At 39.8% G+C, this 25662-nt stretch carries 25 protein-coding genes and 4 riboswitches; of the genes, 19 read left to right on the plus strand and 6 right to left on the minus strand.

Annotation, left to right across the window (positions count from 1 at the left end; genetic code table 11):
* Positions 1-5 precede the first annotated feature (5 nt).
* Together BMMGA3_RS02940 and BMMGA3_RS02945 are read right to left on the minus strand one after the other, a co-directional pair.
* Entirely contained in the window at positions 6-1367 is a 1362-nt protein-coding gene (locus tag BMMGA3_RS02940; protein WP_003347944.1) for a PFL family protein, read from the minus strand.
* A 17-nt stretch (positions 1368-1384) separates the two neighbouring features.
* The gene (locus tag BMMGA3_RS02945) at positions 1385-1660 is read right to left on the minus strand and encodes an ACT domain-containing protein (RefSeq protein ID WP_003347942.1); all 276 of its coding nucleotides are present in this window, start codon (positions 1658-1660) and stop codon (positions 1385-1387) included.
* Positions 1661-1742: 82 nt separating this feature from the next.
* Positions 1743-1820, minus strand: a riboswitch (glycine riboswitch).
* 292 nt (positions 1821-2112) lie between these two features.
* A riboswitch (TPP riboswitch) is annotated at positions 2113-2222 on the plus strand.
* A 415-nt stretch (positions 2223-2637) separates the two neighbouring features.
* On the opposite strand from BMMGA3_RS02945, the gene thiD reads away from it, so the two are divergent.
* The 11 genes from thiD to BMMGA3_RS03000 all read left to right on the plus strand — a co-directional run bounded on the left by thiD (position 2638) and on the right by BMMGA3_RS03000 (position 15200).
* Entirely contained in the window at positions 2638-3453 is an 816-nt protein-coding gene (thiD, locus tag BMMGA3_RS02955; RefSeq protein ID WP_003347940.1) for a bifunctional hydroxymethylpyrimidine kinase/phosphomethylpyrimidine kinase, read from the plus strand.
* A gap of 4 nt (positions 3454-3457) precedes the next feature.
* Positions 3458-4129, plus strand: a complete 672-nt coding sequence (gene thiE / locus BMMGA3_RS02960; protein ID WP_003347938.1) for a thiamine phosphate synthase — start codon at positions 3458-3460, stop codon at positions 4127-4129.
* Positions 4130-4247: 118 nt separating this feature from the next.
* On the plus strand, positions 4248-5408 hold the full coding sequence (locus tag BMMGA3_RS02965; protein ID WP_003347937.1) for a DEAD/DEAH box helicase: 1161 nt from the start codon (positions 4248-4250) through the stop codon (positions 5406-5408).
* A 155-nt stretch (positions 5409-5563) separates the two neighbouring features.
* Positions 5564-5698 (plus strand): hypothetical protein, encoded by a 135-nt coding sequence (locus BMMGA3_RS18180; protein ID WP_003347936.1) that lies wholly within the window; start codon positions 5564-5566, stop codon positions 5696-5698.
* A gap of 180 nt (positions 5699-5878) precedes the next feature.
* A riboswitch (SAM riboswitch) is annotated at positions 5879-5984 on the plus strand.
* A gap of 179 nt (positions 5985-6163) precedes the next feature.
* Positions 6164-7309 carry a trans-sulfuration enzyme family protein gene (locus BMMGA3_RS02970; protein ID WP_034669494.1) on the plus strand — a complete coding sequence of 382 codons (1146 nt, stop codon included), beginning with the start codon at positions 6164-6166 and terminating at the stop codon, positions 7307-7309.
* 96 nt (positions 7310-7405) lie between these two features.
* Positions 7406-7516, plus strand: a riboswitch (SAM riboswitch).
* A gap of 133 nt (positions 7517-7649) precedes the next feature.
* Positions 7650-9449 (plus strand): PLP-dependent aspartate aminotransferase family protein, encoded by a 1800-nt coding sequence (locus BMMGA3_RS02975; protein WP_003347934.1) that lies wholly within the window; start codon positions 7650-7652, stop codon positions 9447-9449.
* Positions 9450-9480: 31 nt separating this feature from the next.
* A complete protein-coding gene (locus BMMGA3_RS02980; RefSeq protein WP_003347933.1) occupies positions 9481-10461 on the plus strand; it encodes an aliphatic sulfonate ABC transporter substrate-binding protein in 981 nt (326 codons plus the stop codon).
* 55 nt (positions 10462-10516) lie between these two features.
* Complete coding sequence (locus BMMGA3_RS02985) at positions 10517-11353, plus strand: ABC transporter permease (RefSeq protein ID WP_003347932.1); 837 nt, start codon at positions 10517-10519, stop codon at positions 11351-11353.
* Between the two features lie 13 nt (positions 11354-11366).
* On the plus strand, positions 11367-12095 hold the full coding sequence (locus BMMGA3_RS02990; RefSeq protein ID WP_003347931.1) for an ABC transporter ATP-binding protein: 729 nt from the start codon (positions 11367-11369) through the stop codon (positions 12093-12095).
* Positions 12096-12108: 13 nt separating this feature from the next.
* Positions 12109-13821, plus strand: a complete 1713-nt coding sequence (gene acsA, locus BMMGA3_RS02995; protein WP_003347930.1) for an acetate--CoA ligase — start codon at positions 12109-12111, stop codon at positions 13819-13821.
* A gap of 137 nt (positions 13822-13958) precedes the next feature.
* Positions 13959-15200 (plus strand): homoserine dehydrogenase, encoded by a 1242-nt coding sequence (locus BMMGA3_RS03000; protein ID WP_003347929.1) that lies wholly within the window; start codon positions 13959-13961, stop codon positions 15198-15200.
* Between the two features lie 87 nt (positions 15201-15287).
* On the opposite strand, the gene BMMGA3_RS18055 is transcribed toward BMMGA3_RS03000, so the two are convergent.
* On the minus strand, positions 15288-15500 hold the full coding sequence (locus BMMGA3_RS18055; RefSeq protein ID WP_003347928.1) for a hypothetical protein: 213 nt from the start codon (positions 15498-15500) through the stop codon (positions 15288-15290).
* A gap of 140 nt (positions 15501-15640) precedes the next feature.
* On the opposite strand from BMMGA3_RS18055, the gene rraA reads away from it, so the two are divergent.
* The 6 genes from rraA to BMMGA3_RS03035 all read left to right on the plus strand — a co-directional run bounded on the left by rraA (position 15641) and on the right by BMMGA3_RS03035 (position 19842).
* Positions 15641-16120 carry a ribonuclease E activity regulator RraA gene (gene rraA, locus BMMGA3_RS03010; RefSeq protein WP_003347926.1) on the plus strand — a complete coding sequence of 160 codons (480 nt, stop codon included), beginning with the start codon at positions 15641-15643 and terminating at the stop codon, positions 16118-16120.
* 216 nt (positions 16121-16336) lie between these two features.
* Positions 16337-16681, plus strand: a complete 345-nt coding sequence (locus BMMGA3_RS03015) for a lmo0954 family membrane protein (protein ID WP_003347922.1) — start codon at positions 16337-16339, stop codon at positions 16679-16681.
* Between the two features lie 19 nt (positions 16682-16700).
* Positions 16701-17351, plus strand: coding sequence for a PspA/IM30 family protein (locus BMMGA3_RS03020; protein WP_003347920.1), 651 nt, complete (start codon positions 16701-16703; stop codon positions 17349-17351).
* An 88-nt stretch (positions 17352-17439) separates the two neighbouring features.
* Positions 17440-18177, plus strand: a complete 738-nt coding sequence (gene liaF, locus BMMGA3_RS03025) for a cell wall-active antibiotics response protein LiaF (RefSeq protein ID WP_003347918.1) — start codon at positions 17440-17442, stop codon at positions 18175-18177.
* Positions 18174-19217 (plus strand): sensor histidine kinase, encoded by a 1044-nt coding sequence (locus tag BMMGA3_RS03030; protein WP_003347916.1) that lies wholly within the window; start codon positions 18174-18176, stop codon positions 19215-19217. Before liaF ends, BMMGA3_RS03030 begins: the two co-directional genes overlap by 4 nt.
* The gene (locus tag BMMGA3_RS03035) at positions 19210-19842 is read left to right on the plus strand and encodes a response regulator transcription factor (protein WP_003347914.1); all 633 of its coding nucleotides are present in this window, start codon (positions 19210-19212) and stop codon (positions 19840-19842) included. The genes BMMGA3_RS03030 and BMMGA3_RS03035 overlap by 8 nt, the downstream gene beginning before the upstream one ends.
* Positions 19843-19952: 110 nt before the next feature.
* On the opposite strand, the gene BMMGA3_RS03040 is transcribed toward BMMGA3_RS03035, so the two are convergent.
* Positions 19953-21446 (minus strand): peptide MFS transporter, encoded by a 1494-nt coding sequence (locus BMMGA3_RS03040; protein ID WP_003347912.1) that lies wholly within the window; start codon positions 21444-21446, stop codon positions 19953-19955.
* 243 nt (positions 21447-21689) lie between these two features.
* On the opposite strand from BMMGA3_RS03040, the gene BMMGA3_RS03045 reads away from it, so the two are divergent.
* Both BMMGA3_RS03045 and queF read left to right on the plus strand, forming a co-directional pair.
* Entirely contained in the window at positions 21690-23015 is a 1326-nt protein-coding gene (locus BMMGA3_RS03045) for a polysaccharide biosynthesis protein (RefSeq protein ID WP_003347910.1), read from the plus strand.
* A gap of 326 nt (positions 23016-23341) precedes the next feature.
* Positions 23342-23839, plus strand: a complete 498-nt coding sequence (gene queF / locus BMMGA3_RS03050) for a preQ(1) synthase (protein WP_003347908.1) — start codon at positions 23342-23344, stop codon at positions 23837-23839.
* 132 nt (positions 23840-23971) lie between these two features.
* On the opposite strand, the gene BMMGA3_RS03055 is transcribed toward queF, so the two are convergent.
* Together BMMGA3_RS03055 and BMMGA3_RS03060 are read right to left on the minus strand one after the other, a co-directional pair.
* Positions 23972-24244, minus strand: a complete 273-nt coding sequence (locus tag BMMGA3_RS03055; RefSeq protein WP_185762570.1) for an acylphosphatase — start codon at positions 24242-24244, stop codon at positions 23972-23974.
* Positions 24245-24420: 176 nt separating this feature from the next.
* The gene (locus tag BMMGA3_RS03060; RefSeq protein ID WP_003347904.1) at positions 24421-25653 is read right to left on the minus strand and encodes an aminopeptidase; all 1233 of its coding nucleotides are present in this window, start codon (positions 25651-25653) and stop codon (positions 24421-24423) included.
* Between the last annotated feature and the right edge of the window lie 9 nt (positions 25654-25662).

Genomic DNA, 25662 nt, shown 5'->3' on the forward strand with positions numbered 1-25662 from the left:
ATTCGTTAATTGATTAGAGATTGGAGTGGAGCTGGAATTCTTCCGCCGCGCTGAATAAGTTTTTCTGATTGAAAAGGATTTACGCCTATTACCGGGGCACGGCCGAGAAGTCCGCCAAATTCGACAATGTCTCCTTCGCGTTTACCAGGAACAGGGATGACTCTGACTGCTGTTGTCTTTTTGTTTATCATTCCGATTGCCATTTCATCAGCAATAATTGCCGATAGGGTGGATGGTGTTACATCTCCTGTCAGCGCAATCATGTCAAGGCCGACAGAGCAAACGCAAGTCATCGCTTCAAGCTTTGACAAAGTTAATGCTCCATCAAGAATTCCACGGATCATCCCATTATCTTCACTGACTGGAATAAATGCTCCGCTTAATCCGCCAACGTATGAGCTTGCCATTGCCCCTCCTTTTTTCACTGCATCATTCATGAGTGCCAGTGCTGCAATCGTTCCATGTGTACCAACTCGTTCAAGGCCAATTTCTTCTAAAATTTCAGCGACACTGTCATTCATTGCATTTGTTGGTGCAAGGGACAAGTCCATAATGCCAAAAGGGACACCGAGGCGTTCAGCGACGACCCGGCCAATTAACTCTCCTGCTCTCGTGATTTTAAAGGCAGTTTTCTTTATGATTTCAGATACCTGGCCAAGATCAGCTTCAGGATGGCGTTTCAATGCATTTAATACAACACCTGGTCCGCTGACACCCACATTTATTACGGCTTCTCCTTCACCTGCGCCATGGAAAGCTCCGGCCATAAACGGATTATCCTCAACAGGATTGCAAAAGACTACAAGTTTTGCGCAGGCGATCCCGTTTCGATCGCTTGTTTTTTCAGCGGCTTCCTTAATTATCAATCCAAGCTGTCGCACTGCATCCATATTAATGCCCGTTCTGGTGGTCGCGACGGATACGGAAGCACAGACCCGTTCTGTTGCACTCAATGCTTCGGGAAGGGCAGAGAGCAATGTTTGGTCTCCTTTCGAAAAACCTTTATGTACAAGGGCCGAAAATCCTCCAATAAAATCAATGCCTAGGTTTTGAGCGGCCAGGTCAAGCGTTTTTGCAAGTTCAACCGCCTGTTCAACTGAAGCATTTCCAAGAATTTCTGCAATTGGAGTAATGGAAATTCGCTTATTAATAATCGGAATGCCGAATTCTTTTTCCACTTCCTCAGCGGTTGACTTCAAATTCTCGGCAAAACTCATGATTTTTTCATAGACTCGTTGATTCATTTTTTCGAAATTAGAATCCGTACAGTCACGAAGGCTGATTCCCATTGTAACGGTCCGAATATCGAGGTTTTCCATTTGAACCATTCGGATCGTTTGGAGCATTTCATCCATTGCAATCGTCATTTGTATCACTCCTTACATTATATCCGGTGCATTGCCTGAAAAATTTCTTCAAGTTGAATATTTATTTTTAATCCCATTTCATCTCCAAGTTCATTGAATTGCGTGCGCAATGTATCTAAATTTTCGATTCCAGAAACATCAACAATCATCATCATTGTAAAAAAATCCTGAAGAATCGTTTGACTTATATCGAGAATATTAATGCTATTCGCGGCAAGAATCGTCGTTACTTTCGCAATAATTCCAACCTGGTCTTTCCCAATCACACTAACAACTGCACGTCTTTTTTCCATAAAGTCCACCTCTTCAATTCTTGTAATAACAAAAAAAGATTGGATGATTCATCCAATCCCAACAAATAAGAAGAGTGCAGTTTTCCACTCTTCTGTCCTTTTGCCTGAGATTGTGAATCCTTCGGCGCCGCAATTATGCGGTCTCTCCAGAAGCTGCTCCAGTTATAGTTTTATCCACAACCTTCATCGTCCGCTATATTAAGCTAATAATAAAAATAGTATCAATTTTAGGCCGGTTAGGTCAATAACAATTTTAGCGCATAATCGCAGCGTCGGCTAGACCGAGACAGTTTCATACTACTTTACAGCGAATACATAGCGTGACAAATCTCATTCCTTCACTGTGTTAAAGTATTTACGTAGGTTCCCCTTTTCATCCCTCTCAGTCCCCCTCTTTTCGCCTCTTTCTTCTTGCTTTTTTGAGGGTGTAGGAGTAGACTTAGATTAAAATTGAATAGTTTACCGGGAGCCTGCGGAAGCAGGCTGAGAGTGCGTCTATTCCGTCGCAGACCGTTTGAACCTGTTGGATAATGCCAGCGTAGGGAAAAGTGCTGAGGAAATTTTCGGCTGTATTTTTTATATGAACCTATCAGTCTATTTAGAGACACTTTGCTTACGCAGAGTGTCTTTTTTGCTATTGGAAGAAATTTTGGAAGTGCAAAACGAACAGAGAAAAGCAACATAAGAAACTTAAATACTCGAAACGGATTTTCCATATTTTTTGCTGGCAGATCATCAGGAGATCTTCTCTTAATATACTGGAAATGATGTATAATCAAGATGAATACTGAAAATATTCAGCATTACTTGAGAGAGCGAGAAAAGAGAATCCGCTCTTACTAACATTACGAATATTGTCGTTGCAAACTTTACTGCGAACGGCAGCTTTCAAATTGAATTCTTAAACCAGTTAGCCAAACTTTCATCTAATGATAAAAGAAACCTAGCATCGGCGAGTGTAAAGGAGGCCACAGTCTATGAAACAAGTATACAAAGCTTTAACGATTGCCGGTTCGGACAGCGGCGGCGGCGCCGGAATTCAAGCCGATTTAAAAACTTTTCAGGAACTAGAAGTTTTTGGCATGTCTGCAATAACAGCAGTTACGGCGCAGAATACTTTAGGTGTTCAAGGTGTATACCCGCTTTCTGTTCAGGCTGTTGAACAACAGATCGAATCAATTGGAACTGACCTTGGAGCTGATGCGGTGAAAACTGGCATGCTGTTCAACAGTGAAATCATTTATGCTGTTGCAGGTAAAATCAAAAAATTTGGCTGGAAAAATGTTGTTGTCGATCCGGTTATGATAGCAAAAGGCGGAGCACCGTTATTACAAAATGATGCAATCAGCGCTTTGAAAAAACACTTACTTCCGCTTGCGGAAGTAGTTACCCCAAATATTCCAGAAGCTGAAGCATTAACTGGAATCAAAATTGAAACCATAGAGGACCGCTTTGAGTCAGCGAAGCATATTTTTGAACTGGGAGCTAGAAATGTTGTCATTAAAGGCGGACACGAAATCGCAAGTGAAGCGGTTGATGTGTTATATGACGGCCGCGAGTTTTACTATTTTAAAAGCAAAAAAATCGAAACAAAGAACACGCATGGAACGGGCTGTACGTTTGCTGCTGCAATTGCTGCTGAACTGGCTAAAGGAAATACGGTACAAAATGCAGTCCAAACAGCAAAAAATTTTATCGCAGCCGCAATTGAAAATCAACTGGGAATCGGACATGGACACGGACCGACAAATCACTGGGCTTACCGGCAAAAATTAGTATCTGAAAAAAGGTGATTTCATGGCTGGAATTTCAAAAGAAAAAATGCAGGAGCTTTTAAAAGTTTATTTTATAATGGGGAGCAACAATAGTCTTAAAGATCCTCTTGAAGTTATAACGGAAGCCTTGCAGGGAGGAGCGACCTTGTTTCAGTTCCGCGAAAAAGGAAATGGTGCTTTGACCGGAGAACAGAAAAAGGATTTTGCAAGGAAAGTTCAAAGCATTTGCAAAGAATACGGTGTTCCATTTATTGTTAATGATGATGTCGACTTGGCAATTGAGCTGGATGCAGATGGGGTCCATATAGGCCAGGAGGATGAATCCGCCTATTCTGTAAGAAAAAAAATCGGCAATAAAATTCTCGGCGTTTCCGCTCACAGTCTCAAAGAAGTGGAGGCTGCAATTCAAGCAGGCGCTGATTATGTAGGTATAGGCCCTGTATTCCCGACAGCAACTAAAAAAGATGCTAAAGAAGTACAGGGAACAGCACTGTTTCGAATACTTCGTGAGAAGCGAATTGACATCCCGGCAGTCGGGATTGGCGGTATAAATGCCAATAATGCTGCACAAGTTGTTGAAGCCGGAGCAGATGGCGTTTCTGTTATATCTGCCATCAGCATGGCACCCTCTCCTCTTGAAAGCACAAAACAAATTAAACAAGCAGTAGTTGCTTTAGCGGGGTTACAAAAGTGATTATCAAATCTTAAGGAAAGAGTGCTTTTAAGAGGCACTCTTTATTTAACTCTTTCTTTCGATATTTAAAAAGATGTGGAATAATACTCTTTATAAAATATTCATAAGGAGATCCTGCATGTCAGAAAAACAATCAATCATCAAATCATTACAACCGTTTATACAAGAAGCATGGAATAAATCAGGCTTTGAAAATCTAACATCAATCCAAAAGCAGACGATTCCACTGATTTTACAAGGGAAAGATGTTGTCGCGGAATCCCCGACTGGAACGGGAAAAACGCTAAGTTATTTACTGCCACTTTTACATAAAATTGATCAAAGTAAAAAAAGCGTACAAGTTGTGATTTTGGCTCCCTCACAGGAACTTGTAATGCAAATATTGGGCGAATTCCAAAAGTGGTCAGAGGGAAGCGGAATAAGAGGCGCTTCCTTTATAGGGGGAGCAAATCTGAAGCGGCAACTTGAAAAATTAAAGAAAAACCCTCATGTTGTAATTGGTACACCGGGGCGTACATTTGAACTAATCAAACAGAAAAAGCTGAAAATGCATGAAGTAAAGACTGTTGTTCTAGATGAAGGCGACCAGCTTCTCAATTCCGAACATGTCGATACCGTTAAAAATATTATAAAAACAACGTTGAGTGACAGGCAAATCGTACTTTTTTCGGCAACACTTGCATTCAAAACAGAAGAAGTGGCTAAAGGTCTTGCGAACGAACCGGAAGTCATTCGAGTTAAAAAGGATGAAGCAATGAGCTTCTCGAAAGTTGATCATATTTATTTTGTTTCTGAGCAGCGTGATAAAATCAATTTGTTGGAGAAAGCAGCCCGGCTAAAAGGGATAAAAGCACTTGTTTTTGTGAATGATATTGGCCGCCTACAGATTCTTGCAGAAAAACTTTCCTACAAAGAATTTCAGACAGAGGCTCTCCACAGTGAGATGAGTAAAATTGAACGCCAACATGCCTTAAGAAATTTTCGGACAGGAGAAACCAATATACTTCTTGCTACGGATGTCGCTGCGAGAGGTCTTGATATTAATGGGATTACACATGTAATCCATTTCGACTTTCCGAAAGACATGAACCAGTATGTGCACCGTTCCGGCAGAACAGGAAGATTTGGCGCAACCGGGACTGTCATTTCGTTTGTGACAGACAGGGAAGAGAGGGAATTAAAAAAAATCGCTAAAGAATTGAAAATATCAGTTCATAAAAAAGTTTTTTATAAAGGCGAAATAACCGATGATCGAATGAAAAATCATATGAAAAGCTAGGCAGCCAGGCGCCAAGTTTTTTTGATGTAGTTTATCGCAGAAATTTTGATGAAATCGCGGTAATATCCGAATTATCGCGGTAAAATAGCAGAGAATATAAAATAAATGATCAACCAATACTATCATTGAAAAATGATTAAAGGAGTCGAGCTGCAATGGGGCGTACTAAACCAGCAAATGCCAACGCACAAAGAAATAACAATGTGAAAAAGGGAAACAATACGAGTGAAGAGTTGGTTGAATTTACTTCACCAAAAAACAAAAAGAATCAAAACAATCCTCAGGATTAATTCGGGGCACCAAAAGAGGCTTTGTCCAAACGAGCCTCTTTATTCATTTTAAGTTTTTTATCACAATATATTCGCAACTGAAACTATATAATGATTTGTATTTCAAATCTTAAAATTCAATTGACAAATCACCCTTTTTTTGGTACAATTCAAATAATATTATTAATTTTAAAAAAATTACTCTTATCCAGAGAGGCGGAGGGACAGGCCCTGTGAAGCCCGGCAACCTGCAATATTTATTGTAAAGGTGCCAAATCCTGCAGACAGAAGATCTGGAAGATAAGAGGAGGACAAATAATAAGTACGCCTCTTCTTTTAATGAAGAGGTTTTTCATTTTTCGCGTTCTAATCGTCTGTAATTTCCTCACGTCTATTGGCGGGAGGTAACAGGTGTTTGGTTCGACTTATTTCAGTATGGGAAAATTTCCTGCTGATATAGTTTTACTTAATTTGAAGAAGGTGGAAATGTTGACGGAGAGGTTTGAAACGAAATTATTGCATAGTGTAAAAAAACAAAAACTTCCGATCAAAAGTAAAGTTACCCCGATTTATCAAACTTCCGCGTTTACGTTTGATGATCTTGATGAACTTGAACGATATTACAAGGGAGAGGGCAATTATTTATATACCCGTTCAGGCAATCCGAATACGGATGAGCTCGGTGAAGCGGTTGCAGCTATCGAAGGCGCTCCTGCAGGTGTTGCGACATCTTCAGGGATTTCAGCGATTCTTGCTGGAGTGCTTGCTACAATTGAAAGCGGTGATCACATTGTTGCAGCAGATGATCTGTATGGAGGAAGCTTTCATTTATTAAATAATGAACTGAAACAGCTTGGAATTGAGACTACTTTTGTATCCTTCTCAGACATTCATCAGGTTGAACAGGCGATTCAATCTAATACAAAGCTTCTTTACACAGAGTCAATTACGAATCCGCTGTTAAGAGTCGAAAATCTTGATGCTGTTGTGGATCTTGCCAAAAAGCACAATCTTGTTACGATTGTTGATAACACATTCGCTACCCCTTATCACTGCAATCCTTATAAACGAGGAGTAGATTTAGTTATTCATAGTGCGACAAAATATATTGGCGGACATAGTGATATTACGGCCGGTGTTGTTGTGGGCAAAACAGAGTTAGTTGCCAGGGCAAAGAAAAAAGTAGTAAACCTCGGTGCGAATGTCAGTCCGTTTGAAGCATGGCTTACGTGCCGTGGATTGAAAACTCTCGCATTAAGAATGAAAAGCCAATCGCTGAATGCAAGGAAGCTTGCTGAAGCTCTAAAGACAAATGATAATGTGGCAAAAGTATACTATCCTTTTGAGTATTCAGAAGAAGGCTTTGGAGCGATCGTTACCATCGAGTTATCAAAAAATGTGGATGTTAATAAATTTTTACGTGCACTTTCTTGGGTGAAAATTATTCCGACGCTAGCCGGAGTTGAAACGACTGTTTCACACCCGCTGTCAACTTCCCACCGTGCACTGCCTCCTGAAGCAAGAGAAGCATTAGGAATTACGAAAGAAGTTGTCCGCATATCAGTAGGTATTGAGCATCCGGAAGACATCATTGAAGTGTTTGAAAAAGCGATTGAAAATTCTGTTCAATAGAAAATTATGTTTGACTTGATTCTTAAACTAAATTATAATCCTTTATAAAGTTAACGTAATAATAATTTAATTGAATAAAATAAAAATACCAGTAAACTCTTATCCAGAGTGACGGAGGGATCAGGCCCGATGAAGTCCGGCAACCTTCAAGCAATGCTTGAAAAGGTGCCAATTCCTGCAGACAATTCATTGTCTGAAAGATAAGAGGAGGAGCCCCCTCTTCTTATGAAGAGGGGGTTTTTTTATAAAGAGATTTCGGAAAAGTGAAAAAGTGCAAACAATTCATAAGCATTAAACCAACTAAACCAATAAAATTAATCATATTTAGGAGGAAAGAGCAATGACGAAACAATATGAAACGTATGACGTAGAGACGATTCTTTTACATGGAGGTCAATCGCCTGATCCAACAACTGGTTCTCGGGCTGTTCCGATTTACCAAACGACCTCTTATGTATTCCATAACACCGATCATGCTCAGAGCTTGTTTTCACTTGATGAACCGGGAAACATTTATTCAAGAATTGGAAATCCAACTGTTGATGTCCTTGAGAAGCGAATCGCTCTGCTTGAAGACGGAGTAGCAGCAGTTGCTACTTCATCAGGAATGGCGGCTATTGCTTTATCGATTATGAATATAGCACAGGCTGGTGATGAAATTGTCGCAGCAACCAATCTATATGGCGGAACTTACAATTTATTTGCAGTGACCCTTCCGAAATACGGGATTAAGGTTCATTTTGTTGATCCGAAAGATCCGGAAAATTTCCGTAAAGCGATTACTCCAAAAACGAAAGCTCTTTATGGAGAAATTATCGGAAATCCGAGCCTTCATGTTTTAGATATTGAAGCGGTATCTGTGATAGCGCATGAAAACGGGATTCCACTTATTATTGACAATACGTTTGCCACACCATACCTTTGCAAACCGATTCAATGGGGAGCAGATATTGTAGTACACTCGGCAACCAAATGGATTGGCGGCCACGGAACAGCAATAGGTGGTCTTGTTATTGATGGGGGGCGCTTCAACTGGAGCAACGGAAATTTTCCTGGATTCACTGAACCAGATCCAAGCTACAACGGCATCAGATATGCAAATGACTTTGGAACGTTAGCCTTTAGTACAAAATTGAGAGTTCAGCTGTTAAGGGACTTTGGTTCATGCTTAAGTCCGCAAAACGCATTCCTGTTGCTGCAAGGGCTTGAAACCCTCCACCTGCGGATGGAAAAACATACAGAAAATGCATTAAAGGTTGCTCAATTTTTGAAATCTCATCCGGCAGTCGAGTGGGTTTCATATCCTGGCCTTGAAGACCATCCTGCTCACGAGCTTGCGAAAAAATATTTGAGAAACGGCTTTGGTTCAATAGTGAACTTCGGAATTAAAGGCGGCCGGGAAGCTGGTAAAAAAGTAATCGACCATATTGCGCTATGGTCCCATGTTGCTAATGTCGGGGATGCAAAGTCACTCATCATACATCCGGCATCAACAACACATCAGCAGTTAAGTGCTGAAGATCTAAAGAAAACCGGCGTCAGTGAAGAATTGATTCGTTTGTCTGTAGGGCTAGAATCGGTTCGTGACTTGAAAAATGATTTAGATCAGGCTTTTTATCAAGCGACCGGTATTTCTTCAAAGGGGTTTGAAAAAGGAGATACAGCAGTAAATGACGAGGGGGTTATCCGCTGGGCGCTCCAATCGCCATTTGTCCGGGAAGTTGTTGATGGGAAAGAAATACAGCGGCCAAAAACGCTGGCTATTGTCGGTCTAAGCAGCAACCCAGGGCGTCCGAGCAATCGTTTGGCACGGAAAATGCAGCGCCTTGGATATAAAATTGTTCCGGTAAATCCGAGAGAAACAGAAGTACTTGGAGAACAGGCATATCCTGATTTGAAATCAGTTCCATTTAAGATTGACATTGTGCAAGTCTTCCGCAGTCCTGAGGCAGCGATTGAGATTGCAAAAGAAGCGGCAGAAGTTCAGCCGAAAGTTTTCTGGCTCCAGGAAGGTGTCATTTCGCCAAAAGCAGTGGAAGTCGCAAAAGAAGCAGGACTCGAAGTTGTACATAACCGCTGTACGTATAAAGAAGCGCAGCGCCTCCGCGGAACAATTGTCACTTATGCATGCGAGATTTAAAGATTAGGAGAGAAGAGAGGAGACTAGATAGATGAGGAAATGGTTTGGAATATTGGCAGGGATCTTGCTGTTGATCGGGATTGCCGGATGCTCGAACAGCACGAATGCAAAAAAAGATAAGCCTGAAAAAATTGTTCTTGATTATGCTTACTATTCCCCAACAAGTATTGTGTTAAAAAAATTTGGGTGGGCCGAAGAAGCCTTTAAAAAAGATGGCATAAAAGTGGAATATGTTCTCAGCCAGGGCAGCAATAAGGCGCTTGAGTTTTTAAACAGCAAAAGCGTGGATTTCGGTTCAACAGCAGGGGCAGCAGCCTTAATGGCAAAAGCTAAAGGCGCTCCAATCGAATCGGTTTATATTTTTTCCAAGCCTGAATGGACGGCGCTTGTCACAAATAAGGATTCTTCAATTCATTCGGTTAGTGATTTAAAGGGAAAGAAAGTAGCCGCTACTGTTGGTACAGACCCATACATTTTTCTTTTAAGGGCATTGGATGAAGCGGGACTTTCTGCTTCAGATGTGCAAATCGTAAATCTCCAGCACAGTGACGGCGCAAATGCTTTGACGACAAAGCAGGTGGACGCTTGGGCAGGGCTTGACCCTCATATGGCAAAACTGGAACTTGAAGCAAATGCAAAGCTCTTTTATAGGAACAAAAATTTTAATACTTACGGAACATTAAATGTCCGCAGTGATTTTGCCAAAAAATATCCTGAATATGTCAAGAAAGTAATTGAAGTTTATGAGAAAGCTAGAAAGTGGGTGCTTGAAAACCCTGAAAAAACTGCGGAAATCCTGTCAAAAGAAGCGCATATCAGCCTTGATGTGGCAAAAAAACAGCTTGAGCGCAATGATTTTTCTAACCCGGTGCCGGGCGAGGAGCAAAAGCAGGCACTAAAATCGGCAGGAACCGTATTGCAAAAGGATGGCATCATCAATAAAGACGCAAAAATTAATTCGCTTGTCGACGAACTCATTAATCCGAAGTTTGCTAAAGAAGTAATTAAATAAAGTAATTCATGGTGCCGCTCTCAAAGCGGCCCTTTTAGAAAGGGGGAACATTCAAATGAGCAGCAAGCACACAACCGTAACGACCCATATTCCAGTAAAAGTGAAAAAAAAATTATCGATTCAGCCAAAAATAAAAGCGGCCGTTTATGGAACCATTGTCCCTCTAGGATTAGTGATTGCCTGGGAGTATTTAAGTAAAACCGGGGTTTTCCCGCAGCATTTACTTCCTGCTCCAACCACTATTCTTGATACAATTGCAGGAATGTTTCAGGATGGAACTTTATGGGGGCACCTCGGAATTACATTATATCGACTGATATTTGGATTTCTAATAGGTGTCGCTGCCGCGGTATTGCTTGGTGCGGCCGCTGGTTATTTTAAAACGGTAGAAAGTTTGATAGATCCGTTGATTCAGGCTTTCCGCTCTATTCCATCTTTAGCGTGGGTGCCGCTGTTTATATTGTGGATGGGAATCGGCGAGTCTTCAAAAATTGTTTTGATCGCAGTAGGAGTATTTTTCCCTGTTTATTTAAATATTGTTTCCGGCATTCAAGGTGTTGACCGGAAACTGATTGAAGTCGGCAAGGTTTATAATTTCAACTCGTGGCAATTAATCCGCAAAATCATTTTGCCTGCTTCACTGCCTTCATTTTTAGTCGGAATCCGCAGCGGTCTTGGACTGGGATGGATGTTTGTTGTCGCCGCTGAGTTAATGGGAGCAAGTAAAGGGATCGGGTATTTGCTCGTATACGGGCAGAATTCATATTCGCCGGAACTTATTATTTCAAGCATTGTCCTGTTTGCGATTTTAGGAAAACTGTCAGACTCTCTGTTAAAAAGATTGGAAGTAAAAACGCTTCACTGGCAAGATACATTTACGAAAAAAGCGTAAAGGAATGAAAAATATGTTGGCTATTGAAAATGTTTCCAGGACGTTTTCAAATGGTGAAACAGGCTTTAAAAATATAAATTTAACCGTGCAAAAGGGAGAGATTATCGGAATCCTCGGAACGAGCGGCTGCGGAAAAAGCACGCTGCTGCGTGTATTGGCAGGTCTTGATGAAGGATATACAGGCACTATTAAAATTGATGGCAATATAGTCCGTTCTGTCCATGAAAAGATTGGAATTATCTTTCAGGAACCAAGGCTTCTTCCGTGGCTGAATGTCATTGATAATGTCGCATTCGGTCTAAAAAATAATGATCAAAAGAATGAAATAGCGAAAAAGTATCTCTCTTCTGTAGGCTTAGCAGGCTTTGAAAATCACTATCCGAAAGATCTTTCCGGCGGAATGGCCCAGCGGGTAGCCATTGCACGAGCCCTTGTCACCGCACCGGAAATATTATTGCTTGATGAGCCATTTAGTGCATTGGACGCTTTTACAAAAATGCAGCTTCAGGATTTACTCCTGTCAATCTGGGAGAAGTACCAATCCACGATGTTGCTTGTCACTCATGATGTGGATGAGGCTCTTTATTTATGTGACCGAATTATCATTCTTCGAGGACAGCCGGGTGAAGTCTGCCACATGTTAACGATTGAACAGAAACGGCCCCGCACAAGAGGAGACGCTTATTTAGGCCAATTAAAAGAAAAAATTATTAATCTTTTAGATTTATCTACGATTTCATAAAGGAGTTTTTCCCATGAATGTTTTAAATCGCTACCATTTGCCCCCTGAAAAAGGGGACTACAACCTTAAAAACTATCAAAAAATATATAGTCATTTTGATTGGTCAGAAGCAGAAAAACACTTCAGCTGGAAAAAAACAGGACTTGTTAATATGGCTTATGAATGCATCGACAGGCATGTTGACGAAGGTTATGGAGAAAAAACCGCACTTTATTATTTGAATGGCAATGAAGAGTATAAGCTTACTTTTCGTGAAGTGAAGGAAAAAACAGACCATCTGGCAACTGTTTTAAAAAAGCACGGGGTGAAAAAGGGTGACATTGTTTTTATTTTTCTACCTAAACACCCGGACTGCTATTTGGCAATGATTGCTGCCATTAAAATCGGGGCGATTGCAGGTCCGTTATTTGAGGCTTTTATGGAAGAAGCAGTGAAGGACAGAATTTCCGATTGCGAAGGCAAATTTTTAATAACAGACCATATTCTTGGGAAACGGGTTCCAAAACATAAGCTTCCTTCTTTAGAAAAAATTTTTATTACAGGCGGACCGGAACATTGCAGCGAAGGCGAAATCTCCCTGCAAGCGGAACTGGAAAATACAGTTTGTGAGGAAAATATCATTGAATGGGTTAATTTAGAAGCAGGATTAAACATCCATTATACAAGTGGATCTACTGGGAAGCCAAAGGGAATTGTGCATGCCCACCGCGCGATGATTCAACAATATCAAACTGGCAAATGGGTGCTTGACCTAAAGGAAGATGACATTTATTGGTGTACTGCTCATCCCGGATGGGTGACAGGCACCGTTTATGGAATTTTTTCTCCATGGCTTAATCGAGCAACAATTGTAGTGAATGGAGGAAGATTTCAGGCTCACTCATGGTATAGAACAATTGAAAAAGCGAAAGTAACAGTTTGGTACAGCGCACCGACCGCTTTTCGGATGTTGATGGCCGAGGGAGAAGATGTTCAGAAACAATACGATTTGAGTTCACTCCGCCATATTTTAAGTGTTGGCGAACCATTGAATCCTGAAGTTATTTATTGGGGTAAAGAAACTTTGGGATTGCGGATTCATGATACATGGTGGATGACAGAGACTGGTGCACAGTTAATAGTTAACCTGCCATCGGAAACGATAAAGCCGGGTTCGATGGGACGACCATTACCTGGAATTGAAGTAGCAGTTTTAGATGACAATGGAGCACCGCTTCCTCCCGGTGAAGTTGGCCACCTTGCAATAAAAACACCATGGCCTTCCATTATGAAGGAAGTTTGGAAAAATGAACAAAAGTACAAATCCTATTTTCCGTTTCCGGGCTGGTATGTTTCAGGAGATCTTGCTGTTATAGATGAAGATGGTTATATTTTCTTCCAAGGTCGAAGCGATGATATGATCAATTCTTCCGGCGAGAGGATCGGTCCGTTTGAAGTTGAAAGCAAGCTAATCGAACATCCGGCAATTGCTGAAGCAGCAGTGATTGGAAAGCCTGATCCTCTGCGCGGGGAAATTGTAAAAGCATTTATTGTACTCAGGAAAGGGTATCAAGCAGAGAATCAGTTGCTTGAAGAAATTATCAAATTTGTAAAACAGAATCTTTCAGCCCATGCAGCTCCTCGTGAGATCGAAATTGTCGAGGAACTCCCGAAGACAAAAATCAGTGGAAAAATTTTAAGAAGGGAATTGAAAGCAAGAGAGCTGCAAAAAATCAGCCAGCGCTGATCAACATAAAAATTGTCTTCACTTCACAAACAAATGGTGATAGACAGAGTGAGATCCATCATTAGCGGTTCCTGGCCGATTTTAATAATGAATTGATCCAAACATCATGGTAAACAGAATACAAGGGAGATGAAGGAATGTCAACCATTCATATTGCACTCTTAGGTTACGGAACAGTCGGAAAGGGAGTTTATCAGACCATTAAAACACATCAAAAGCGATTCAAAGCAATACTAGGGAAAGAAGTGAAGATTGAGGCTGTTCTTGTCAAAAATCTTGAAAAGCACCAATTGCCTGATCCGGATGTGATATTAACAAACAAATTTGAGGATATTATTAGTCTTCCTAAGCTTGATGTCGTCATTGATGCGATCGTAGGCAAGCAGCCGGGGTTTTCGTATCTTTCGCAAGCAATTAAAAGAGGCTGCCACATTATTACGGCAAATAAGCAAATGTTTGCACATTATGGAAGGGAACTTCTTTCGCTGGCGGAAAAACACGGTGTTTCAGTAGGATTTGAAGCGACGGTTGCCGGAGGAATTCCTGTTATTCAAACGTTAAGGAAGCTTTTGAGCGTAAATCATATCAAAAAAGTTCATGGAATATTAAATGGGACTTCAAATTTTATTTTAACAAAAATGCGGGAGGAAGGCTGCTCGTTTTCTGATGCTCTTTCGCTCGCTCAGGAAAAAGGGTATGCAGAAGCAGATCCGACAAACGATGTGGAAGGCTTTGACGCTTTTTACAAAGCAATGATATTGAGTGAAGTGGTATATGGGAAACAGCCGGATTGGGAAAAGGTGCGGAAACAAGGGATTTCAAGCATCACTCTTGAGCAAATTGAGCTTTTTTCTAAATTTGGGTTGAGGTTTAAACATGTTGCATCACTAGAAAAAACGACAAAAGGGATTCATTGTTCAGTCAAACCTGTCCTCGTTTCATCCAGCCATCCATTATTTCATGTCGAAGATGTTCAAAATGCTGTTTCCATCGATGCAGACATTGTCGGGAATATCAGTTTGCAAGGTCCCGGTGCAGGGATGTTTCCGACAGCAAGCGCCATTGTAGAAGATTTGATTCAATTAGAAACTGAACGTGCACGGCCTGATGAGGGAGCAGACCACGCAAGCTTCGCGCATGAGCCTCTGCTTACCTGGGTATTGTATGGGGAAGTGAAAAATCTTGAAATCCCTGAGTCAATTGAAATAATAGGGAAAATAAATGCGAAAGCCTTGTTAGTTTTGGCAAAGGAAGAAAGCATCGAAAATCTTTCAAATAAAATAAAAGGCATTACAGTTTATCAACTGTTAGGGGATTTTACTTTTTCTGGTACGGAGGAAAGCCGTTTTCCGTCGGCACATTCCATTACAGGTTCATAAACAAATTGGGGGGCTGACTAGACAGCCCCTTTAAAAATATTTTTTGAGTAAACATGCCAAGGATTAAATATACCTTCTCCATCTTTATTAATCTGTGTTCCAGGTGTGATCTTCCCCTTCAGGTACACGGTCCACTTTAATTGAATCCTCGACGTTTAATGCTTGCCGCACAAAATGAAAATGGACTCCGCCGACCATACCTAAGCAAATGACAAATCCAATTGTAGTAATCCATAAAATAGCTATAAAAATCCCTCCCTTTGTTAGAAAGATATGCGAAGTTTCGCATCTTTTTTCCATGTGATTGCATTAAAAAAGGGTTATTGGGAAATTGTAAAGAAATTATATAGATAGAATGTAAGGAAAGGGTGACTGAACAAATTTCTCTGATGACTATGCTGCAAGATATCATTCACAATTTACGAAAGGAGAAATAAAAAATGAACTTTAAAACAGCTGATTTGTGTGATGATTTTTCAAATGAATTGGAAGTTTGCACTCTGGAATTTAAGTCCTATGGGAAAAAGACATCCTTTTACGGCCCACTTTATACCGTAAAAGTTTTTGAAGATAATGTCCTTGTAAAGGAAGCTTTAGAGGATGTACCTGCAGGGAGTGTACTTGTCGTCGATGGAGGAGGATCGAAACGCTGTGCACTTCTTGGAGACCGTCTTGGTGAGATCGCTGAAAGACGGGGTTTAGCCGGTGTCATTATTAATGGATGTGTACGCGACACTGCTGAACTGAAAGACTTACATGTTGGAATTCTAGCAATTGGCAGCAACCCATTAAAAAGCAAAAAGGAGGGAAAAGGGGAAAGAAACGTTCCAGTAATTTTTGGGGAAGTAGAATGGACACCTAGAAAATTTGCGTACGCAGATGAAGATGGTGTGATTGTTTCAAACAAAAAGTTATTTTAAAAAATTTGTTTCCAAAAAAGTAAGAACAGAAGCTTTGACTTTCTGTTCTTACTTTTTTTTTGAAGAGGGCCTGGCCCGCTCCATGTTAAAGCGTTAAAAGCAGAGAGTGCCTGAATCCCTTTAAGACTTAGGTCTTAGTTGAAAATAAAGCTCGGGATCGTTATTGAATGTTGTTTCCAAAGGTAAGATGAAATCATAGAAAGGAGGAAACAGAAAATGAAAAAATTTGGTTTGATAGCAGTAGGCGGGATCGCAGCAATGGTACTGATTGCACAACTTGGCCCGATGATCGGTTTGGCTGCCAGCTTACTAATACTGTATTTAGTTTTAAAACAATTTCTAAAAACGGAATCAACACTAGGAAAAATCGGCTGGGGGATTGTCGGATTTGCTGCGCTGATGGCTTCCGCATCAAATGTTCCGGCTATTCTTGGAGTCGCTGCAGCTTATGTATTATACGTTGTCTACAAAAAATGGAACGAAGACAAAATAGTGGTAAAAGAAGAAAACGATCCTTTTGTCAACTTTGAAAAACAGTGGGCTGAATTAAATCGAAATTAATGGATATGGAGGATTCAAAATGACCAATTTAATTACACGTATTAAAAACACGATTATGGCAGACCTTCATGAGGTATTGGATCAAAAGGAGCAAAAAAATCCAATAGCATTGCTTAATCAGTATTTACGTGAGTGTGAACGAGAAACTGAAAAAGTTCGCAAATTGTTGGAAAGACAATATATATTAAAAGAAGAGTTTACACGTGAATATCATCATGCCCTTGAATTAGCAGAAAAACGCAAACGCCAGGCGGAAATTGCATCAAAAGCAGAAGAACCCGAGCTTTATGAATTTGCTTCCCGCGAACAACATCAATATGAGGAACGCGCGGTAAGACTAAAAGAAGCGCTGCAAAACGCATTACAGCAGCTTAGTGATCTTGAACGCAAATACGAAGAAATGAAACACAAATTAAAAGACATGCACATTAGAAGAATGGAGCTTATGGGACGAGAAAACGTAACCCGTGCTTTTCATCGAATGAATAAAGTCCTTGAAAACAATGCTTATTCAAATAAAGCTTATTCACGTTTCCATGAAATTGAATCCTATCTTGATCATTTGGAGCACCAAGTAAACAGCTCCTATTACCGAAGCACAATTGATGCCCGCATCGCCCAGTTGGAAAAAGAAATGAAAAGCGAAGAAACGCATTCTCAATCGAAATAGAAACTGGTATCCTAAAAAGGCGTAGACCTCTGCGCCTTTTTACGTTAACAATAATTATCCTCATGCCAGAAGAAGGGAGGAAACTAACATGATGAACAAACTTAAAAGTGATTATATCAGCTGGATTCTGCTTATTGGTCTCGTAATGCTTTTTCTCGAAATCTCTTTTTTCAATAAGGGAATTATTTTCTCTCTTCTTGTGGCAAGTGGAATGATCTATTTTGGACGAAAAATGATGCCGAAAACTTTTGGAACCCTTCTATTCTGGGCAGGTTTAATTTTTTTCGCTGCAAGTATACTTGGGATGATAACATTTCGCTTCTTTCTTCTCGCCATCTTGATTCATTTCATTATTCAGTTTTCGCAGTCCAAGCGCCATCCGGAAAAAATAATCCCCGTCATAAAAGTGAACGAAAAACCTTCGCAAGGGGACAAAACAATAATAAAAAGAAAGCCTGTTCTTGAAAATATTTTTTTCGGACAGCAAAGGACGCCTGAACGTGTATATGAATGGAACGATATCAATATTCAAGCAGGAATCGGAGATACAATCATTGATTTAAGCTATACGGTATTGCCAAAAGGCGAAACGGTGATTGTGATCAGAAATATGATCGGTAATGTTCAAGTGCTCGTGCCGTATGATTTGGAAGTGAGTGTAAATCACTCAAGTTTAGCCGGTTCAGCGACCATCTTTGATCATAAAGAAGAAAAGATATTCAATCAGAACCTGCATATCCAGACACCGGAGTATGACAACCAGGAACAAAAGGTGAAAATCTTTACCTCATTCATTGTAGGAGAATTAGAGGTGAAGCGGGTATGAGTATTGTACAGCGCCATATTATTTTAGGAGCAGGTTTGTCGATCATCATTTTCATTTTTATTACAGCTGCAATGATTACTGCATACCCATTGCCAGATTGGTCGCAATTATGGGATCGTGAATTAATGAACATTCCCTTTATCGTTTTTTTGCCGAGTGTCAGTATTGTTATTGGTATCATCTTTGGGCTTATATCAGGATTATATTGGCGCAAACAAATTCAGATCGTTGATTCTTGCTTGCATCAGATAGAAGAAGGAAGGCCAATAGAGGGGATTGAACAAGGCTCATTAGTTGAACTCGAAATAATTACTCAAAGAATTCAAAAAATCCAAAAACATATTGCTGAACAAACAAAGCTTTCACAGCGGCTTGCCACGGAAAAAGCTGAGAATCAAGAAAACAGAATTCAGGAAATTATTTCACAAGAACGAAACCGATTGGCCCGGGAGCTGCATGATTCGGTCAGCCAGCAGCTGTTTGCGGCGTCCATGCTCATGTCTGCAATTAATGAGGGAAAGCCTTTATCAGATGATCGTGAAACAAAGCAATTAAAAATGGTTGAGGAAATGATTCATCAGTCTCAGCTTGAAATGCGGGCACTACTTCTTCACTTGCGTCCTATTGCGTTAAAAGGTAAAACCCTTAAAGAAGGAATAGAAGAATTATTAATCGAATTATCCCAAAAAGTATCAATGAAAATTCACTGGAAGCTTGAGGAGTTCCCAATGGATAAAGGTGTTGAAGATCATTTGTTCCGTATTTTGCAGGAATCTGTCTCAAATACCCTCCGCCACTCAAAGGCGAAGAATTTTGATGTGTTACTCATTCAGCGGGATGATTTTATAATACTCAGAGTCACTGATGATGGTGTCGGATTCGACGTAGAAGAAACAAAAGCAGGCTCTTACGGTCTCCAAAATATGTATGAACGGGCGATTGAGATTGGCGGCACGTTAAAAATTGTCAGTGTTAAACAGAAAGGTACACGTCTTGAAGTAAAAGTTCCTATGATGATTGAAGGTGATACAGATGATTAAAGTGTTGTTTGTAGATGATCATGAAATGGTGAGGATCGGGGTCTCCTCTTACCTGTCCGCTCAGCCTGACATTGAAGTCATTGGAGAAGCAGATAACGGAAAAACGGCAGTCGAAATGGCTTTATCACTGCGTCCGGATATTATTTTAATGGACCTTGTGATGAAAGAAATGGATGGAATCGAAGCAACGAGAAAAATAATTGAGAGCTGGCCCGAGGCCAAAATCATCATTGTAACAAGCTTTTTGGACGACGAAAAAGTGTATCCTGCTTTGGAAGCAGGTGCGACAAGTTATATGCTGAAAACTTCGAAGGCTAGTGAAATCGCTAATGCAATTCGGGCTACATACCACGGCCAATCTGTACTCGAACCGGAAGTAACAGGAAAAATGATGCTGAAAATGAGGCAAAAAAAATCACGTGAACTTCATGACGAATTAACAAGTCGTGAAATGGAAATTTTGCTTTTGATGGCTGAAGGAAAAACTAACCAGGAAATTGCTGATGAGCTTTTTATTGCGTTAAAGACAGTAAAAACCCACGTAAGCAATATTTTAAGTAAGCTCCAGGTTCAGGATCGAACCCAAGCAGTTATTTATGCATTTAAGCATTCGCTCGTAAAATAGAAAACGTGGCATGTTTTTAACTAAAAAACTAAACTGCCTGTCTTTTGTAAGGAGAACGACAGGCAGTTTTTCATTTTTAAAATTATGAGAAATTTCAGTGTGCGTTTGTATTAATGGATACCATTCATATAACGTTTCATAATCGGTGAAATCATAAATAAAATAACACCTAAAATGACTGATACTGCACCAATGACTCCAAAGTAAACAATTTCTGTTTCCGGAGAATAAAGGCGGACGATTTGTGCGTTAATTGCTTGGGCAGACGCACTTGACAAGAACCATAAGCTCATTGTTTGGGCAGAGAAAGCTGCTGGTGCAAGTTTTGTTGTTGTTGATAGTCCGACAGGAGATAAGCATAGCTCCCCAAGAACAACTAAGAAAAAGCTAAGTACAAGCCATAGCGGATTGACTAATGTTTCCGTTCCGTTTACATATGCCGGAATGATCATGACAAGGAAGGATAATCCAGCAAAAAGTAATCCAAAAGCAAACTTTTGTGTAGTTGTTGGCTGACGTTTTCCCATTTTAACCCATATCCAAGCAAAAACAGGTGCGAGGAAAATGATAAAAAGCGGATTTAATGATTGGAACCAAGACGATTGAATTTCTAAGCCGGCAAAATGCAGCTGTGTACGCTTGTCTGCATATGTCGCCAAAATAATAGATCCCTGCTCCTGAACAGCCCAGAAAATGATGGACGCAATAAATAATGGAATATAGGCAATCAGCCGTGAACGTTCCACTTCTGTTGTTTTTGGACTGCGGTACATAAAAATAAAATACAAAGTCGGAATGACTATCCCAAGGATACTGACAAGCAGTGTAAATCTGTCAATGGTTAAAAAGCCAGTTGGAATAGTAATTGCACCTAAAATGACGATCATGAAAGCGCCGATACCAATTTTGGCAAATACGCTTTTTCTTTCTTCTTTTGTTAAAGGATTTGGAACATATGTGCCTGCAAGTCCAAGGTTTTTCTTTTTCGTTAAAACAAATACGATAAGTCCTAAGAACATACCGATTGCTGCAAGGCTAAATCCGAGATGGAAATTATATTTTTGTCCAACGGTACCAACAATCAGCGGAGAAAGAAATGCACCAAGGTTAATGCCCATATAAAAAATACTGAAACCAGAATCTCTGCGAGGGTCTTTATCGCTATATAATTCCCCTACTACAGTGGAAACATTTGGCTTTAAAAGTCCGGTACCAATGATAATTAAGCCCATTGAGATAAATAAAGCAGTGATGCTGCCTGGTAAAGATAAGACAATATGCCCAAACATGATGAGTATACCGCCGTAAAAAACGGTCTTCGTTGTACCAAGCAGGCGGTCAGCTACCCAGCCTCCGATAATGCCGGACATGTAAACAAGAGAACCGTAGATGGCCATTATAGACGCTGCGGTTGCTTCATCCATCCCTAATCCGCCTTTAGAGATTTCATAATACATATAGTAGAGAAGAATCGCTCTCATACCATAATATGAAAAACGTTCCCAAAACTCTGTGAAAAATAGTGTGGATAATCCTTTAGGATGCCCAAAAAAACCTTTTTGGGGAACGCTTTCAATAATTTTGTCTTTGTTCTTCGTTGACATCCATACAACCTCCCTTATTCAACTATTCCATAATACTATTAATAAAATTGTATTGTCAAAATATTATTTCAATATAACAATAAATTCCAAAAAAAATACTTTTCTTATTTCTGTCATTATTAATTTGTGTAAAAAAGTAATAAATTATTATTATCATTTCATCTTTAATTACAATTTTTAAAATAATCTTGATACTTGTCTCATATCTTTATAAAGAATCGATCTTAATTAAGGAGAGACTTCATGAATTCTTTTTTTAAAGGAACGTTGCTGTTAGCAGCAGCAGCTTTTTTTAGTGAGTGTATCGAATTTCTTGTCAATTTGGTCCTTGCAAATGAACTGGGGGAACGGGGGATGGGGCTGTATATGTCCATTCTTCCTTCCATCTTTTTTTTCGTATTGCTTGCAAGTTTAGAATTGCCGATTTCGATCTCAAAATTCATAGCCGAACGGGATGGTAAATACCATAAAAGTATGCTTCAGCATGCGATCCGCCTAACAATCATTTTTACTGCATGTTTGTTGATTACAACAGCTGTCCTTTTACCAAAAATTCCAGTCTTTCAACATTACCATCCGTTTTTGAAATGGCTTGTCATTTTTCTTATTCCAGTTATCTCATTTTCCTCAATTGCAAGAGGATATTTTATGGGAAAACAACAAATGGGGAAAATAGCTGTTTCAAATTTTTTGCGAAAATTGGTTCAGCTCGGCATTCTCGTATTGGTTTATCAACTTTTTCATTTTGAAATGCAAACCGCGCTACTCGTTGCATTTTGCACATTGGTTGGAAGTGAATTTATTGTTTTTGTGTATTTAATCCATATGTTTATCGTTCAGTTTCATCACTTGAAGCAGGACCCACAAAATATCCTTAGCAAAAAAAATGTTTTGCAAAACTTGATGTCAGTTTCGATCCCGACTACAGCTATGCGGATTTTTCATGCTTTCACCCATGCCATTCAGCCGTTTTTGATTAAGGCAGCATTAGTTCGGGCAGGCTTCAGTGAAAATCTGGCAACAGAACATTTTGGAATGTTAGCAGGAGTAGCAATGACGATTGGTTTTTTTCCGGCATTTATTGCTCACTCGCTCCTTATTATGCTAATTCCAACCGTTTCAAATGCGTATGCTAAAAAAGAAACTCATCGTCTACAAAAACTGTTGCAACAAGTGATGGTTTTAACATTCACATATGGGGTTCTTGCTGTAGCCATTATTTCTTTTTTTGCCGGACCTCTTACAAGTTTGTTTTTCCATTCCGAAACTGCAGCAGTATATTTGCAAATGCTCTGGCCATACTTTTTATTTCACTTTTTTGTCATTCCGATGCAGGCGTATTTAATCGGCCTCGGTCTGATTAAAGATACCTTTATTCATTCCATATGGTCTACCGTTATTTCCTTTGCGCTTATGTACTTTCTTGGCTCTATGTATGATTTTCAAATGGGCGGAATTATTATCGGAATGAATGCAGGGGCTGTATTGTTAGCGCTGATGCATTATTTAACAATATGTAAGAAGATCGGCATTTCGTGGAGATTGAGAACATTTCCAAGAAAAATTTAATCATCTCAAATAAGAATAGATCATGTCTGTAATACGCACCCCGCCATTCAGAGAGGTGTACGGCAATTATTTGAGAAAAAGCTCCGTAATGCTATCGTTTTTTCCAGTTGACAGTGAACCTTTTTTTTTCTATAGTTACTACTGATAATTCTATTAAAAGATATCCCGTGCTGACGGGAGAGGTTCATAGCACTAACCCTCTATAAAAAACTATGGCTTTGATGAAAATCAACCATATCTTGAGGAGATATGGTTTTTCTTTTATTGAAAGTGCATTGTCTAAACCTCTCCTTTATGACACGGACTCATAAAAGGGAGGCATTTTTATGTCTGGAAGAAAAGAAGAAGAATTGAAAGATTTAACTTTGCTTGGGAATCAAGGGACTAAATATTTGTTCGAGTATACTCCGGAAGTTCTAGAAGCGTTTGATAATAAACATCCGAATCGTGATTATTTTGTAAAATTTAATTGTCCGGAGTTTACGAGCCTGTGCCCGAAAACTGGCCAGCCTGATTTTGCAACCATTTATATTAGTTATATTCCTGATAAAAAAATGGTTGAAAGCAAATCTTTAAAACTATATTTGTTCAGTTTCCGGAACCATGGTGATTTCCATGAAGACTGTGTAAACATTATTATGAATGATTTGATTGACTTAATGGATCCGAAATATATAGAAGTGTGGGGCAAATTTACCCCAAGAGGCGGCATCTCCATTGACCCATACACAAACTACGGCAGACCGGGAACAAAATATGAAAAAATGGCAGAATATCGCCTGATGAACCACGATCTTTACCCGGAAAAAATTGATAATCGCTAAAAGATGAAAAGAGGTTGACTCATAAGCAAAGGGCCAGACCCCTCCAATACAACAAATAGGCTAACACAAATAAAACAATTCTATATTATTGTTATTTGTGGAGGGGGTCAGAACCTCATAAGTCATCCTCTTTTAATATTTTATCGTAAATGAAGTAAAACCGCTGATTTCGTTCACTTCTTCTATTTCCATATGGCTTACTCTTGAAAAAGGGTTTCCTTCCTTGATGCTGGCCAGAAACAATGCTAAGTCATCCTTATTTCCTTCTGCGATGATTTCTACATTGCCGTTTGGTTGATTTCGCACCCATCCTGTTATACCATACGTATTAGCCTTCATTTGTGTAAAATACCGAAAGCCCACTCCTTGAACTTTTCCCGAAACAATTATCCGTAATTGTTGCACCATAACATTTCCCTCCGAATTTAAAAATACGGATATAAAAAAGTTAGAAAAGAGAGAGTAGCTATTATCGTCCCATAATTACAGGAAAGTTGCAATGACATTTGTCACACAGTAAAGGGCTTATTGAAAAAAAGATCATGCCAAAAAGAGTTGCATGATCTTTTCAAAGGTCTTATTTAAAATGCCCAGTCGCCGCTCCTGAATACAGGCTCTGATTTTCCGTCAGCCGTTATTCCGTCAATATCCATTTCCGCTGAACCGATCATAAAATCAACGTGTGTTATGCTTTCATTTACACCATTAGCTTTTAATTTGTCTGATGACAATGTTTTTCCGCCTTCTAGACAAAATGCGTATCCACTTCCGATTGCAAGGTGGTTAGAGGCGTTTTCATCAAACAGTGTATTATAGAATAATATGTTTGATTGGGAGATCGGCGAGTTATGCGGAACAAGAGCAACTTCACCAAGGTAGTGGGAGCCTTCGTCCGTTTCGATAAGACGTTTTAATATTTCTTCTCCTTCCTCAGCTTTTACTTTGACAATTCTTCCGTTTTCAAAGGTAAGCGTAAAGTTATTGATAATGTTACCGCCGTAGCTCAAAGGTTTTGTGCTTGAAACATAGCCATTAACTCCATCTCTGTGCGGAACAGTGAATACTTCTTCCGTTGGCATATTGGCCATAAAATTAATGCCTTTTTCATTTACGCTGCCTGCTCCTACCCAAAGATGTTTTTCCGGCAATTCGATTGTTAAATCCGTACCGGGTGCTTTGTAATGCAATTTTTTATACCGTTTGTTGTTTAAATATTGAACTTTTTCGTGAAGGGTTTCATTATGTTTTTTCCATGCGTCAACAGGGTTATCCAAATCAGTGCGTGTCGCTTTAAAAATAGCATCCCAAAGCTTTTGGACCCTTGTTTCCACAGGTTCATGAGGGAATACTTTTTCCGCCCATGCGGCTGATGAAGCAGCAATGACAGTCCAGCTGATTTTATCGGATAGGACATATTTGCGGTAGTTTGCGAGTGCTTTGCCTGCTGTCTTTTGAAAATTGGAAATGCGCTCTGGATCTACTCCTTTTAATAAATCAGGGCTGGAAGATACGATTGACATAAAGGCTGCACCATTTTCCGCTAATTCTTCGGTTTCCTTTGCCCGCCACTTAGGATATGTAAGAAAAGCTTCATCAGGAGCCAAATCATATTTGATTCTTGTGACAATATCGTCGGACCAATTAACGACCACATTATCCGCACCCGTTTCGTAAGCTTTTTTGACAATGAGCCTTACTAATTGTGCAGCATCGATGGCAGCGTTAACTACGAGTGTCTGCCCTTTTTGAATATTGACGCCGACTTTGACTGCCAGTTCAGCGTATTTTTCTAATTTCGTTTGAAAATCATTCATCTTTTTATT

Origin of the sequence: Bacillus methanolicus MGA3, from assembly GCF_000724485.1 — a bacterium.
GTDB lineage: Bacteria > Bacillota > Bacilli > Bacillales > Cytobacillaceae > Bacillus_Z > Bacillus_Z methanolicus_A.

Bases quoted from the DNA above. Each gene is read 5' to 3' on its own strand.
- BMMGA3_RS02940 (WP_003347944.1), bottom strand. From the start codon at position 1,367: ATGACGATTGCAATGGATGAAATGCTCCAAACGATCCGAATGGTTCAA.
- BMMGA3_RS02945 (WP_003347942.1), bottom strand. From the start codon at position 1,660: ATGGAAAAAAGACGTGCAGTTGTTAGTGTGATTGGGAAAGACCAGGTT.
- thiD (WP_003347940.1), top strand. From the start codon at position 2,638: ATGAAACAAGTATACAAAGCTTTAACGATTGCCGGTTCGGACAGCGGC.
- thiE (WP_003347938.1), top strand. From the start codon at position 3,458: ATGGCTGGAATTTCAAAAGAAAAAATGCAGGAGCTTTTAAAAGTTTAT.
- BMMGA3_RS02965 (WP_003347937.1), top strand. From the start codon at position 4,248: ATGTCAGAAAAACAATCAATCATCAAATCATTACAACCGTTTATACAA.
- BMMGA3_RS18180 (WP_003347936.1), top strand. From the start codon at position 5,564: ATGGGGCGTACTAAACCAGCAAATGCCAACGCACAAAGAAATAACAAT.
- BMMGA3_RS02970 (WP_034669494.1), top strand. From the start codon at position 6,164: ATGTTGACGGAGAGGTTTGAAACGAAATTATTGCATAGTGTAAAAAAA.
- BMMGA3_RS02975 (WP_003347934.1), top strand. From the start codon at position 7,650: ATGACGAAACAATATGAAACGTATGACGTAGAGACGATTCTTTTACAT.
- BMMGA3_RS02980 (WP_003347933.1), top strand. From the start codon at position 9,481: ATGAGGAAATGGTTTGGAATATTGGCAGGGATCTTGCTGTTGATCGGG.
- BMMGA3_RS02985 (WP_003347932.1), top strand. From the start codon at position 10,517: ATGAGCAGCAAGCACACAACCGTAACGACCCATATTCCAGTAAAAGTG.
- BMMGA3_RS02990 (WP_003347931.1), top strand. From the start codon at position 11,367: ATGTTGGCTATTGAAAATGTTTCCAGGACGTTTTCAAATGGTGAAACA.
- acsA (WP_003347930.1), top strand. From the start codon at position 12,109: ATGAATGTTTTAAATCGCTACCATTTGCCCCCTGAAAAAGGGGACTAC.
- BMMGA3_RS03000 (WP_003347929.1), top strand. From the start codon at position 13,959: ATGTCAACCATTCATATTGCACTCTTAGGTTACGGAACAGTCGGAAAG.
- BMMGA3_RS18055 (WP_003347928.1), bottom strand. From the start codon at position 15,500: ATGGAAAAAAGATGCGAAACTTCGCATATCTTTCTAACAAAGGGAGGG.
- rraA (WP_003347926.1), top strand. From the start codon at position 15,641: ATGAACTTTAAAACAGCTGATTTGTGTGATGATTTTTCAAATGAATTG.
- BMMGA3_RS03015 (WP_003347922.1), top strand. From the start codon at position 16,337: ATGAAAAAATTTGGTTTGATAGCAGTAGGCGGGATCGCAGCAATGGTA.
- BMMGA3_RS03020 (WP_003347920.1), top strand. From the start codon at position 16,701: ATGACCAATTTAATTACACGTATTAAAAACACGATTATGGCAGACCTT.
- liaF (WP_003347918.1), top strand. From the start codon at position 17,440: ATGATGAACAAACTTAAAAGTGATTATATCAGCTGGATTCTGCTTATT.
- BMMGA3_RS03030 (WP_003347916.1), top strand. From the start codon at position 18,174: ATGAGTATTGTACAGCGCCATATTATTTTAGGAGCAGGTTTGTCGATC.
- BMMGA3_RS03035 (WP_003347914.1), top strand. From the start codon at position 19,210: ATGATTAAAGTGTTGTTTGTAGATGATCATGAAATGGTGAGGATCGGG.
- BMMGA3_RS03040 (WP_003347912.1), bottom strand. From the start codon at position 21,446: ATGTCAACGAAGAACAAAGACAAAATTATTGAAAGCGTTCCCCAAAAA.
- BMMGA3_RS03045 (WP_003347910.1), top strand. From the start codon at position 21,690: ATGAATTCTTTTTTTAAAGGAACGTTGCTGTTAGCAGCAGCAGCTTTT.
- queF (WP_003347908.1), top strand. From the start codon at position 23,342: ATGTCTGGAAGAAAAGAAGAAGAATTGAAAGATTTAACTTTGCTTGGG.
- BMMGA3_RS03060 (WP_003347904.1), bottom strand. From the start codon at position 25,653: ATGAATGATTTTCAAACGAAATTAGAAAAATACGCTGAACTGGCAGTC.